12 protein-coding genes are annotated in these 13,456 nt (G+C 31.7%); 7 read left to right on the forward strand and 5 right to left on the reverse strand.

The genetic code is table 11. The features are described 5' to 3' along the window. Nucleotides 1-143 precede the first annotated feature (143 nt). Nucleotides 144-1,070 (forward strand): PfkB family carbohydrate kinase, encoded by a 927-nt coding sequence (locus tag ACEWL1_RS03785; RefSeq protein WP_409231949.1) that lies wholly within the window; start codon nt 144-146, stop codon nt 1,068-1,070. Nucleotides 1,071-1,140: 70 nt separating this feature from the next. Further along, nucleotides 1,141-3,039, forward strand: a complete 1,899-nt coding sequence (locus ACEWL1_RS03790; RefSeq protein WP_409231950.1) for an amidophosphoribosyltransferase — start codon at nt 1,141-1,143, stop codon at nt 3,037-3,039. 70 nt (nt 3,040-3,109) lie between these two features. Here ACEWL1_RS03790 and ACEWL1_RS03795 read toward each other — a convergent pair whose 3' ends face one another. Then, nucleotides 3,110-3,718, reverse strand: coding sequence for a superoxide dismutase (locus ACEWL1_RS03795; RefSeq protein WP_409231951.1), 609 nt, complete (start codon nt 3,716-3,718; stop codon nt 3,110-3,112). 143 nt (nt 3,719-3,861) lie between these two features. Further along, the gene (gene fbp / locus ACEWL1_RS03800) at nt 3,862-4,884 is read right to left on the reverse strand and encodes a class 1 fructose-bisphosphatase (protein WP_409231952.1); all 1,023 of its coding nucleotides are present in this window, start codon (nt 4,882-4,884) and stop codon (nt 3,862-3,864) included. A gap of 61 nt (nt 4,885-4,945) precedes the next feature. Here fbp and ACEWL1_RS03805 point away from each other — a divergent pair, with 61 nt between their 5' ends. From ACEWL1_RS03805 to ACEWL1_RS03825, 5 genes are all read left to right on the forward strand, one after another. Then, nucleotides 4,946-5,425, forward strand: a complete 480-nt coding sequence (locus ACEWL1_RS03805; protein WP_409231953.1) for a GNAT family N-acetyltransferase — start codon at nt 4,946-4,948, stop codon at nt 5,423-5,425. Further along, nucleotides 5,425-6,690: an aspartate kinase gene (locus tag ACEWL1_RS03810; protein ID WP_409231954.1), complete on the forward strand. Its 1,266-nt coding sequence runs from the start codon at nt 5,425-5,427 to the stop codon at nt 6,688-6,690. Before ACEWL1_RS03805 ends, ACEWL1_RS03810 begins: the two co-directional genes overlap by 1 nt. Nucleotides 6,691-6,731: 41 nt before the next feature. Further along, nucleotides 6,732-8,561 carry a GNAT family N-acyltransferase gene (locus tag ACEWL1_RS03815; RefSeq protein WP_409231955.1) on the forward strand — a complete coding sequence of 610 codons (1,830 nt, stop codon included), beginning with the start codon at nt 6,732-6,734 and terminating at the stop codon, nt 8,559-8,561. 111 nt (nt 8,562-8,672) lie between these two features. Next, complete coding sequence (locus tag ACEWL1_RS03820) at nt 8,673-11,270, forward strand: T9SS type A sorting domain-containing protein (protein WP_409231956.1); 2,598 nt, start codon at nt 8,673-8,675, stop codon at nt 11,268-11,270. Nucleotides 11,271-11,272: 2 nt separating this feature from the next. Continuing rightward, a complete protein-coding gene (locus tag ACEWL1_RS03825) occupies nt 11,273-11,689 on the forward strand; it encodes a hypothetical protein (protein ID WP_409231957.1) in 417 nt (138 codons plus the stop codon). A gap of 66 nt (nt 11,690-11,755) precedes the next feature. On the opposite strand, the gene ACEWL1_RS03830 is transcribed toward ACEWL1_RS03825, so the two are convergent. From ACEWL1_RS03830 to ACEWL1_RS03840, 3 genes are read right to left on the reverse strand one after another with little or no spacing between them, the layout of a single operon-like run. Further along, entirely contained in the window at nt 11,756-12,037 is a 282-nt protein-coding gene (locus tag ACEWL1_RS03830; protein WP_409231958.1) for a TM2 domain-containing protein, read from the reverse strand. A gap of 32 nt (nt 12,038-12,069) precedes the next feature. Then, complete coding sequence (locus tag ACEWL1_RS03835) at nt 12,070-12,456, reverse strand: VOC family protein (protein ID WP_409231959.1); 387 nt, start codon at nt 12,454-12,456, stop codon at nt 12,070-12,072. 11 nt (nt 12,457-12,467) lie between these two features. After that, complete coding sequence (locus ACEWL1_RS03840; protein WP_409231960.1) at nt 12,468-13,403, reverse strand: 2-hydroxyacid dehydrogenase; 936 nt, start codon at nt 13,401-13,403, stop codon at nt 12,468-12,470. Nucleotides 13,404-13,456: the final 53 nt, after the last annotated feature.

Raw genomic sequence — 13,456 nt, forward strand, 5'->3', positions numbered from 1 at the left:
TAATAACTGATTATTTAATTGGGCAAAATTACGATAAAAAAGGCATTTATGCCTATTTAGTTTAAATATAAATAAGGTTTATTGTTAAATTAAACCAAGAATTAAGAATACATCTTTCTGTTGTAGAAAGTTAAAATTAAGATATGAGTAAATTATTAGCAGTTGGTACTGTTGCATTTGATGCGATTGAAACACCGTTTGGAAAAACAGATAAAATTTTGGGAGGTTCAGGAACTTTTGTTGGATTGGCTGCAAGTCAATTTGGAGTAGAAACAGGCGTTGTTTCTGTTGTTGGAGGAGATTTTCCACAAGCGTATTTAAACATGATGAACTCTAAAGGAATTAATACAGACGGTATTGAAATTATAAAAGAAGGAAAGACCTTTTTTTGGAGCGGAAAATATCACAACGATATGAATTCTCGTGATACGTTGATTACTGAGTTAAATGTTTTAGAACATTTTTCTCCGGTAGTTCCAGAAAACTTTAAAGATGCAGAAATAGTAATGTTAGGAAATTTACATCCTTTAACACAGGCATCAGTTTTAGACCAAATGGCGGTAAAACCAAAATTGGTAGTGTTAGATACAATGAATTTTTGGATGGATATTGCTTTAAATGATTTACACGAAGTAATAAAAAGAATTGATGTAATTACAATTAATGATGAAGAAGCAAGGCAGTTAAGTGGAGAATATTCGTTGGTAAATGCTGCGAAGAAAATCCATGAAATGGGACCAAAATATGTGGTGATTAAAAAAGGAGAACACGGCGCTTTATTATTTAATGAAGGCAATATGTTTTTTGCGCCAGCTTTGCCATTGGCAGAGGTTTTTGATCCAACAGGAGCAGGAGATACCTTTGCTGGAGGTTTTTGCGGATTTTTAGCAAAAACAGAAGACATTTCTTTTGAGAATATGAAAAATGCCATTATTTACGGTTCTAATTTGGCATCGTTCTGTGTAGAAAAATTTGGTACACAACGAATGGAGGAACTAACAAAAGAAGAAGTAACAGAACGCTTAGAAGCGTTTAAGCAATTAACACAATTTGATATTGAAATATCATAAATATTAAATCCGCGCTTTTTGCTGCGGATTTTTTTTATCACAAAACACACACTAAATAACTGATACTAAAATGAGTGACGCTTTAAAACATGAATGTGGAATTGCAATGGTTCGATTATTAAAACCATTACAATATTACAAAGATAAATACGGAACGGCTTTTTACGGAATTAATAAAATGTATTTGTTAATGGAAAAGCAGCACAACCGTGGTCAAGACGGTGCAGGTTTTGCAAGTGTAAAATTCAATGTAAATCCGGGTACGAGATATATCAGCAGAGTTCGTTCAAATCAATCACAACCAATTCAAGATATTTTTGCGCAAATAAACAATCGTTTAAATACTGTTTTAGAAGAAAATCCAGATAAAAAAAATGATGTTGCTTGGCAAGAAGAAAACATGCCTTATGTTGGCAACTTGTTTTTAGGACATGTGCGATACGGAACTTTTGGTAAAAATAGCATCGAAAGTGTACATCCGTTTTTGCGTCAAAGCAACTGGAAACATCAAAATTTAATTGTTGCAGGGAATTTTAACATGACAAATTCTAATCAGTTATTAGAAGAGTTAATAGAATTGGGTCAGCATCCAAAAGAGTTTACAGATACGGTAACTGTCATGGAGAAAATTGGTCATTTTTTAGAAGAAGAAGTTGCAAGCTTGTATTTAAGTGCAAAAGAAAAAGGATATACTAAAAAAGATGCTTCTCCTTTTATAGAAGAACATTTAGATTTACAAAACGTATTGCAACGCTCCTCTAAAAATTGGGATGGTGGTTATGCAATGGCAGGTTTATTAGGTCATGGAGATGCATTTGTTTTAAGAGATCCATCAGGAATTAGACCAACTTATTTTTATCAAGATGATGAAGTTGTTGTTGTTGCATCAGAAAGACCAGTGATACAAACCGTTTTTAATGTTGATATTGATAAAGTTCAAGAATTAGAAAGAGGACATGCATTAATTATTAAGAAAGATGGAAACATTGATGTAAAATCTATTTTAGAGCAAAAACCAAAAAAATCGTGTTCTTTTGAGCGTATTTATTTCTCAAGAGGAAGCGATGCGTCTATTTATGAAGAACGTAAAAATTTAGGAAAATTAGTATTTCCTCAAATATTAAACTCAATTAATAACGACATTACAAATTCTGTTTTTTCATACATTCCAAACACTGCAGAAACTTCTTTTTACGGAATGATAGAAGCCGCAGAAGATGTTTTGAATCAACAAAAAACAACAAAAATTTTAGCTGGTGGCACAAAGTTATCCGCAGAAAAAGTTACAGAAATATTATCTGAAAGACCTCGTTTTGAAAAAATTGCCATCAAAGATGCAAAATTAAGAACCTTTATTGCAGATGATAATAGTAGAGACGATTTGGTTGCGCACGTTTATGATGTAACTTATGGGGTTGTAAAACCTACAGACAATTTGGTAATTATTGATGATAGTATTGTTAGAGGAACAACTTTAAAGAAAAGTATTATCAAAATTTTAGATCGATTAAATCCTAAAAAAATTGTAGTTGTTTCTTCTGCACCGCAAATTCGATATCCAGATTGTTATGGAATTGACATGGCGAAAATTGAAAATTTTATTGCTTTTAGAGCAGCTTTAGAGTTGTTAAAAGACACCAATCAATATTATATTGTGGATGAAGTGTACAAAAAAGCAATTGCACAAAGAGCAAAAGAAGACGCAGAAATTATCAATTTTGTAAAAGAAATTTATGCACCTTTTACTACAGAACAAGTTTCTGATAAAGTTGCACAGATGTTAAAAACGTTTGAAATTAAGGCAGAAGTAGAAGTTATTTTTCAATCTGTAGAAGGATTACACAAAGCCTGTCCAGAGCATTTAGGAGATTGGTATTTTACAGGAGATTATCCAACACCTGGCGGACATCGAGTTGTAAATGAAGCATTTATTAACTTTTACGAAGGAAACGATAAAAGAGCGTATTAAAAGATAAAAAACAAGTATAAAAAAAGCATCCTAAATTAGGATGCTTTTTTATGATTTATCTTAAGGCTAATTATTTCGCTGCAGCGTAACGTCTTTCAACTTCGTTCCAGTTAATTACATTAAAAAATGCATTGATATAATCTGGTCTTCTATTTTGATAGTTTAAATAATATGCATGTTCCCAAACATCTAATCCTAAAATTGGAGTTCCTCCACAACCAGTATTTGGCATTAAAGGATTGTCTTGGTTTGGTGTAGAACAAACAGAAATTTTTCCACCTTTATGTACACACAACCAAGCCCAACCAGAACCAAACTGAGTTGCAGCAGCTTTAGAAAAAGCTTCAATAAAAGCATCTTTAGAACCAAATTCTGCCTCAATAGCATCTTTTAATTCTCCAGATAAATAACCTCTATCTTCAGGATTCATTACTGTCCAAAATAAAGAGTGATTAAAATATCCACCACCATTATTTCTAACAGCTTTGTTATTCATATCTAAGTTCTCTAAAATATCTTCAATAGATTTTCCTTCTAAATCAGTTCCTGCAATTGCATTGTTTAAGTTGTTTGTGTATCCGTTGTGATGTTTGCTATGGTGAATCTCCATAGTTCTAGCATCAATATGTGGTTCTAACGCATCATAAGCGTATCCTAATTCTGGTAATTGAAAAGCCATAATTATATGTTTTTAAATGATTAAAATTATTGTTTATCAGCCGAATGCTGATTCTTTGCCTTCACAAATTTAACGCAAAAACTTGTGCAAAGCAACAAGCATCGGTTTTGATTTTTTATAGAAGTATCAATAAAACTGATAGATTAATAATTTGCGTCTTCAGGATATTTCGCCATAAATTCTTCAGCTTTTTCTACCATTTTTGTACATCCACAGAAAAATGGAACGCGTTGATGCAATTCTGTGGGTTCTAAATCTAAAATTCGTTGATAACCATCAGAAGCTTTCCCTTTTGCTTGTTCAGCCAAAAAAGCCATTGGATTACATTCGTATAACAAACGCAATTTTCCTTTCGGCCCAATTTTACTTGTTGGATATAAATAAATTCCGCCTTTAATCATATTTCTATGAAAATCTGAAACCAATGAGCCAATATACCTAGAAGTATAAGGACGATTCTCATTTTCTTCTTGACAGTATTTTAAATATTCTTTTACCCCTTTTGGAAAGTGAACATAATTCCCTTCGTTTATAGAATAAATTTGTCCAATTTCTGGAAATGTAATGTTTGGATGCGATAAATAAAAGGTTCCTATTGCAGGGTTTAACGTAAATCCGTTTACGCCATTTCCTGTTGAAAAAACAATCATTGTTGAAGTTCCGTAAGCAACATAACCAGCAGCAACTTGTTCGCTTCCTTTTTGTAAAAAGTCTTCTTTTGTAGCTGGTGTTCCAGTCGGAGAAACCCTTCTATAAATAGAAAAAATAGTTCCAACAGAAATGTTTACATCAATATTAGAAGAACCATCTAAAGGATCCATCAAAAGCACATATTTGTTCTCATTTGTTTTATTTCTTCCTTCAACAACCACAAAATCATCTTCTTCTTCGCTTGCAATTCCGCAAACAATTTCTCTATTAATTATGGTTTGTTTAAACAAGTCGTTTGCTAAAACATCTAACTTTTGTTGAGCTTCTCCTTGTACATTAATATCTCCTGCAGCTCCGGTAATATCAACCAAACCAGCTTTTCTGATTTCATGATTTACTACTTTGGCAGCCAATCTTATTGAGTTAATAATTCTAGATAATTCTCCTGAAGAATATTTAAAATACATTTGATTCTCGATGATAAATTCTCCGAGAGTCGTGTGAGCTTGATTCATGTCAATTAATTGTAAATGGTTTACAAATATCGTTTAAATTTGCGTTACTTAAATAAATATTATGAGTTTTATCATTAGAAAAGGGCAAAAAGAAGACATGAAAAATGTGTTGAGGTTGATAAAAGAACTTGCCGAGTTTGAAAAATTACCCAATGAAGTAGAAGTAACAGAAGTAGATTTAATTAAAGACGGATTTTCTGAATCTCCAAAATTTATGACATTTGTTGCTGAAGAAAATAATGAAATTATTGGAACAGCGTTGTTTTATGAAAGATATTCTACTTGGAAAGGTCGTGTAATACATTTAGAAGATTTAATTGTTACCGAACAAAAAAGAGGATTTGGAGTTGGAATCGCTTTGTACACAGCGATTTTAAAATATGCGTACGATTTAGGAGCAAAAAGAGTTGTTTGGGATGTGTTAAATTGGAATAAAAATGCCATTGATTTTTACAAAAGTACTGGAGCAACAGTTTTAGACGATTGGCAAGTTGTACACATGAGAGAAGATGCATTAAAAAAGTTTATAGAAAAACAGTAATGAGAATTTTTAAGTTTGGTGGAGCTTCTGTTAAAAATGCAACAGGCGTTAAAAATTTAGTTCGAGTGTTAGAACACGAAGGAACTAAAAACACTTTTGTTGTGGTTTCTGCAATGGGAAAAATGACAAATGCTTTTGAAAAAGTGGTTGACGCTTACTTAAATAATTCCAAAGAATTAAAAAAATCAATCAACGAAATTCAAGGTTTCCACCAAGAAATTTTAGATGATTTATTTGAAAGTGATCATACTATTTACCAAGAAATAAATCAATTATTTGGTAAACTACAAGGTTTTTTAATTCAGAATTCAACTAAAGAATACAATTATGTGTACGACCAAACAGTTTGTTTTGGCGAATTAATAGCTACAAAAATTGTTAGTGCATTTTTACAAGAATCAGGGATTAAAAATACTTGGCTTGATAGTAGAAACATGATTAAAACAGATTCTAATTATAGAAATGCAGCGGTAAATTGGGAAGAAACTCAATTGAATTGTAACAAGCTAAACCCACAAGAATTATACATTACACAAGGATTTATTAGTCAAGATTTAAAAGGATATACGACCACTTTAGGAAGAGAAGGTTCTGATTTTACTGCAGGGATTTTAGCGTATTGTTTCAATGCAGAAAGTGTTACAATTTGGAAAGATGTTGATGGTATTTTAAATGCCGATCCACGAGTTTTTGAAAACACAACTTTGCTAAAACAAATCTCGTATCAAGAAGCAATTGAAATGGCTTTTTATGGCGCATCTGTAATTCATCCAAAGACAATAAAACCTTTAGAAAATAAAAAAATTCCGTTGTATGTTCGTTCTTTTGAAAATTTAGAAAACACAGGAACAAAGGTTAGTAAAGGCGTTCAGTTAGTGCCAAAAACGAGCTGTTTTATTGTCAAAAAAAATCAAATTTTAGTTTCTATTTCAGCAAAAGATTTTTCTTTTATGGTTGAGAAAAATTTGAGTTATATATTTGATTTATTGCATCAATACAAGATAAAAGTAAACTTAATTCAAAACTCAGCAATTAGTTTTTCGGTTTGTATAGAAGATAATTATTCGAATTTCACATCGTTTTATAACGAATTGAAACCTAGCTTTAAAATATGGTATAATGAAAACGTAACCATGTTTACCATCAGACATTTTGATTCAAAATCAATCAAAGAAATTGAAAAAAAAGGAATTGTATTATTAAAACAAATAAGTAGAGAAACGGTTCAGCTAATTATTGATGAAAAAAATAGTTATGACAACTAATATTTTTACAGTAAGTTTGTGGTTATGTCAATTTTTACCGAATGAGTTTAGTAACATCTAAAGAAATTGCAAATGTGTTGGGAGTATCTAAATATGGGTTTTTAGGAACCTTTGTTGGATGGTTGCTAATGAGACTTTTAAGTATTTCTACTATAAACAGAATTTATAGCAAACACAAACACAAAAAAGAGTTAGATTTTTTAAACGGAATTTTAGGTGATTTTAAAATTGAATTTGAAATTCCGGAAGAAGATTTAAAAAGAATTCCTAAAACGGGTCCATTTATTACGATTTCAAACCATCCTTTAGGAGGAATAGACGGAATTTTATTGTTAAAATTACTACTTCAAGAAAGACCAGATTTTAAAATAATTGCCAACTTTTTATTACACAGAATAGAGCCGTTAAAACCATTTGTAATGCCCGTAAATCCTTTTGAAACTCACAAGGACGCAAAATCTAGTGTTGCAGGAATAAAAAGCGCTTTAGTACATTTAAGAGATGGAAATCCGTTAGGAATTTTTCCAGCCGGAGAAGTTTCTACATATAGAGATGGAAAATTAATGGTTGATAAACCTTGGGAAGAAGGTGCAGTTAGATTGATTAAAAAAGCTCAAGTTCCTGTGATACCAATTTACTTTCATGCAAAGAATAGTAAAATGTTTTATGTATTGTCTAAAATTAGCGATACGTTTAGAACGGCAAAATTACCATCAGAACTATTGTCTCAGAGACACCGAGTTATTAAAGTAAGAATAGGAAAACCAATTTCTGTAAAAGACCAAGATTCTTATGAAGACATTCCTTCTTTCTATGAATTTATTAGAAAGAAAACCTATATGCTTGCCAACCCATTTGAGAAAAAAACACCAAAAATTCTATCCACGCAAAACTTAAAAATACCAAAACCACCAAAGGAAATTATTTCTCAAAAAAATGTTAGATATTTTATCAGAGAAGTTGAAAAACTTAGAGAAAACGATAAAAGATTATTAGAAAGTAAAAACTATGAAGTGTTTTTTGCGAGTGCAAAAGAGATTCCAAATGTATTACAAGAAATTGGCCGTTTAAGAGAAATTACTTTTAGAGATGTTGGCGAAGGCACAAATAAATCAATCGATTTAGATAAGTTTGATAAATATTATCACCATTTAATATTGTGGGACAGAGAAGCAAATATGCTAGTTGGAGCCTATAGAATGGGGCTTGGGAAAGATATTTATAAAAAATACGGTATTGCAGGTTTTTATATTCATACATTATTTCGCTTTGAACCCGAATTATATAATATGATGGAAAATACCATAGAAATGGGACGCGCTTTTATTGTAAAAGAATATCAACAAAAACCAATGCCTTTATTTTTATTATGGAAAGGAATTGTACATGTTACCTTAAGATATCCAGAGTATAAATATTTAATGGGCGGAGTTAGTATTAGCAATCAATTTTCTGAGTTTTCAAAATCGTTAATGATTGAGTTTATGAAATCTCATTATTATGATCCATACATTGCTCAATACATCTTTCCGAAGAAAGAATTTAAGGTAAAATTAAAAGACGATGATAAAGATTTTGTGTTTGATGCTACCAAAGCAGACATGCAAAAATTTGATAAAATTATCGACGAAATTGAACCTGGAGCATTAAGGATTCCGGTGTTAATTAAAAAATATGTGAAACAAAATGCGCGTTTAGTGGCATTTAATGTAGATCCAAAATTTAACAACGCTGTTGATGGACTAATGTATATTCGTGTTGCTGACTTACCAGAAAGTACTGTAAAACCGGTTATGGAAGAATTTCAAGCAGAACTAGAGCGAAAAGCAACAGAACTTCAAGAGCAACAAAAAGCAGAAAACACTCCGTAAAACAACCCTTTTTTTAGCGACAATAAGTAGTGCTACGTACATGTTTTTTCATGTAATTGATTGATTACTAAATAATAATGATTATTTTTAGGGAACTAAATAAACTTTATTATGAAAAAAAATACTTTACTACTTCTAATTTTACTGTGCCAGTTTTCTCTTTCGGCACAAGTAAATTATAAAAAAAAGGCAACAGAAAAAGGTGCTAATTTTTATGAAATTGTAAAAAACACAAGAGCACATTTTCAAAAACTTAAAGCACGTAAATCTGGATTTGTTCTAAGCAGTAAAAAGCAAGAAAAACAATTTGAACGTTGGGCTTATTATTGGAAAGATAGAGTTGATATTAATGGAAATTTTCCTAGTGAAACCTTGGGCTATTTTAATGCCGGCATTATTGATGCTAAAGGAAAAATTATTGTGTCTAGAAAGCAAAAAGGAGCTTCAACAGAAGCTTGGATTGACATTGGGCCACAAAATAATCCAGACCCTAATGGATATCCAAATTTCCCACAATTAGGAAGATTAAATACATTTTTAAGAATCAAACACCCTACAGATAGAAACTTAGATGTATTGTTTGTTGGGTCTCCAACAGGAGGTTTATGGAAATCTACTGATAACGGAACCACTTGGAGCCCAAAATTAGATATTGTTGCTGGTATTGGAATCACAGATATTAAAACCGCATCATCAACCACATTTGCGAATTATACAAGCAAACCAATTTATGTTTCAACAGGAGATTATGATGGTGGTCAAGTAAAATCTATTGGAGTATTAAAATCAACTGATGGTGGAGATACATTTGTTTCAACAGGATTAAGTCATTCATTATCTGAACAAAAAACCTTAGGACAATTGGTGGTTTATGATGACAATACAATTATTGTAGGAGATAGCCAATACATTAAAAAATCTAGCGATGGAGGTGCAAACTGGACCAATATTTTTGACATTGGATATAATGGAGCTGATTTTGGAAGAGTCGCTTTTACAGGAACAAATATTATGTATTCGGGAGTTTATGAAATTATATTTTCAACAGACTCAGGAGCAACTTGGACAACCGTTTATACTGCACCTACAGGAAACAGTACAGACAAACACGCACTTACAATTGGGTCGGATGATAAATTTTATGCGCAAGATGAAAGTGGTCAGGTTAAAGTATTTGATATTGGATCTAAATCTTTCTCAAATTTAGGCGTAAAACCTGGCGGCTATAATGCACAATATGGCTATAATCAAGCATTACTATTTAAAGATAACTTATTTGTAACCGGAGAGTTTAATGGACAAACATCTACAGATAATGGCGCTACTTGGCATCGCTCTTTAAATGGATATTGGACTGGTCAAGCAGATGATGGTACTTATATACATTCAGATCATCATGGAATGGGATTGTTAGATGGTCAATATGAGTTTTGGAGTGTAAATGATGGAGGATTAAGTTTTATAAATTACAGTTCAATAAATGACACAAAACCAACCATTACTTATAAATCTAATGGTGTTGTTGTTACTCAACTATATGATGTTGCTATTACTCCAAATTTATCAACAGGCAATTATGTAACTGCAAATCAAGACAACGATGGCTTTAGTAAAGAAATGCATAATGGCTCAATGCAATGGATTGCAGCTTCTGCAGGAGATGGAATTAGCGCTGTTATCAATTATAACAATCCTTCAATTAGGTATTTAGGTTCTCAAAATGGAGGCTTAACAAAAGTTAATAATGGATTTTCTGGAAAATATGATGGAGATAGTTGGGGACAAATCAATGGAGCAGCTTTTGTTTGGCCATTAGAAATTCATACTACAGATCCAACAATTTTATTTGCTGGTGGTGATGATGTATATAAAATTATAGATCCAAATGCAGCCGCAGATTTAGGAACAAGTATCACAAATGCGATAAACTTAAACTCAGGCGCTGGTCAAATCACTAAAATTTCTACCCACGGGGCGGGAATTGCTGTGGTTGGAGAAACTGCATCAAAATTATCTGTAAATTCTGGAACTACTTGGACAGCTATTACAAATCCTGCAGGAGAAACAATTAATTCTGTTGATTTTGACCAAGCCAATATGGCAACAGTGTATGCTACTGTTTCTGGATATTCTGACGGAAATAAAGTGTTTAAATCTACAGATAGCGGAGCAACTTGGACAAATATTTCTACAGGCTTACCAAATATTGTAATGAAGGAAGTTGTGTTGAAACAAAATGCTGGAATCGAAATTTTATTTGTTGCAACAGAATTAGGGGTGTATTCTAAATACGGATCAGGAAATTGGAAAAAACTAGGAACTGCATTGCCAAATGTAATTGTAAATGATATTGATATTAACTATACAGAAGACAAATTAGTTGCGGCTACTTTTGGTAGGGGCTTATGGCATATTAATATAGCTAATAGTACTTTAGGAGTTGAAAAAACGGCATTAAATGTTTCTCCTTTTTCTGCATATCCAAGTCCAGTTTTAGACGGAAAATTAAACTTTAAAGTAGAGCAAGCAAGCGCAAATTTTGAATATAAAATTTACAATGTTTTAGGTGGTGTTGTTGCCGAAGGAAAGAAAGATTCCAATTCTGGCACAATTAATGTTTCTAAATTACAAACAGGAATTTATATGTTAAAAGCATATAAAGACGGAGTTGTTTTCCCAACGGTTAAGTTTTTAGTTTCAAATAAATAAGTATGAAATTCACAAAATATATATTTCTAATTTTTAGCATTGGTTTGTTAAGTTGTAGTCAAAAAACACTCACAATTAATTCTTCAGAAAAAAGAATTAATTACCCAGGAATCGCTAGTGCTTCTCCGTTTGTGGGTTATGAAATTAGTTTTGAAAGCTCTAATGATTTTAAAATTGATAAAGTTGAGTTAAATGGGGCAAACGAAATTAAAGAGTTTTCTCTTTATGAAGAAAGCACAAAAAACGCAATTAACAGTGCCAATTTGTTAAAAAAAGGAACCTATACATTAAGCTTTAAAGTAAAAAATATTAAAGGAATTGATGACAGCGAAAAGATTACTCTTTTTATTTTAAGTGATGATAAAGTGGAAAAGAAAACCGCAAATATTCTTACAAAAGCGCCATTTCGCGCTCGGTAATATTTAAATTAAATAAAAAAGCCAAACAATTTTGTTTGGCTTTTTTTATGAATGTTAGTGATTGATTTAAAACCAACCTTTTTTGTTTTCTTGATACACTTGAATAAATTCCTCATCTGATTTAGTGAGATAGATAATTCCTTCAATTAAACCGATCAAGCCCATTAACCAAGCTCCAATTCCGCAAGTAAGAACAGACAATAACAACATAACAATTCCTTCTGTTGTATACCCCAAAACAAATTTATGTATTCCAAGAGCTCCTAAAATAATTCCTAAAATTCCACTAATTACTCTTTTGCTTTCTTGTTTGTGTATTTTATTTCCGTTTTCGTCAAGTATTTCCATTGTATATTATTTAATTGGTTGATAGTATAAAACTACAAAAAAGCAGCATCTTTTGGCTCCCAAAGCTCAATTTTATTTCCGTCTAAATCTACAATCCAGCCAAATTTACCGTAGTCATATTCTTCAACTTTATCAATAACGGTAACACCCTCTTTCTTTAATTCTTCTAGTAATTCTACTAAGTTTTCAACCCTATAATTAAACATAAAGTCTTTTTTTGAAGGCTCAAAATAAGTGGATTCTTTTGCAAACGGACTCCATTGTGTGGAGCATTTATTTCCGTTTTCATCTTTCCACCAAAAAGTACAACCCCAATCATCTGTATTAAAACCTAAATGATTTTTATACCAATCTTTAGTAGCTTTAGGATCTACAGTTTTAAAAAACAATCCGCCAATTCCGGTTACTCTTTTTTTCATAATCGTGTATTTTAGTGAAACTTCAGTTTAATTTTATCTACAATAGTTTGTGCTAATTTTTGATTGCTTTCAATCGTCCAACCCGCCACATGCGGACTTAAAACCACATTTTCTGCCGCAATTAAATATTTAAAGGCTGCTGGCATTTCTGTTGTAAATAAATTCTCGAAAGATGCTTTTTCGTATTCTAACACATCTAAACCTGCGCCTAAAATTTTTCCTGTTTTTAACGCTTCAACCACATCTTTGGTCACCACCGATTTTCCTCTCGCAGTATTGATCAACCAAAACGGTTTTTTAAACAGATTGATAAAATTAGCATCTACCATTTTTGTTGTTAACGTTGTTTGCGGAGTATGTAAGCTTAACACATCTGCTTTTTCTTGCAATTCTTCTAAAGAAACTTGGGAACAATTTTCATCACCTACATTGGGTTTGATATCATAACACAAAACTTCTACATCAAAACCTCTCAATTTTTTTGCGAAAGATTTTCCCATATTTCCATACCCAATCAATCCAACCGTTTTTCCGTCTAATTCAATTCCGCGATTTTCTTCACGCAACCATTTTCCGTTTCTAACCTCGTTATCGGCTTTGTTTAATTTATTGAATAAAGAAAGTAACATTCCCAACGCGTGTTCTCCAACAGCATTTCTGTTTCCTTCTGGAGCAGAAATTAAATGGATGTTTTTTTGTTGTGCATATTCGCAATCAATATTTTCTAATCCTGCGCCAACGCGTCCTATAAATTTTAAGTTTGTTGCTTTGTCAAGAAATGTTTTATCAATAGAAAATCTACTTCGGATGATAATTCCGTTATACAAATGAATTTTAGCTTCTATTTCATCTTTTGAAGACGAATAATCTTCATCATTTATAAAACCCAACTCGTTAAGTTGGTTTAATAATAATGGATGATTAGAATCTAAATGTAGAATTTTCATGGTTAGAATATTACTATTTTAAAACGCTCTGTCATTCCTGCGTAGGCAGAAAC

The organism is Polaribacter gochangensis, assembly GCF_046224025.1.
Classification (GTDB): domain Bacteria; phylum Bacteroidota; class Bacteroidia; order Flavobacteriales; family Flavobacteriaceae; genus Polaribacter; species Polaribacter gochangensis.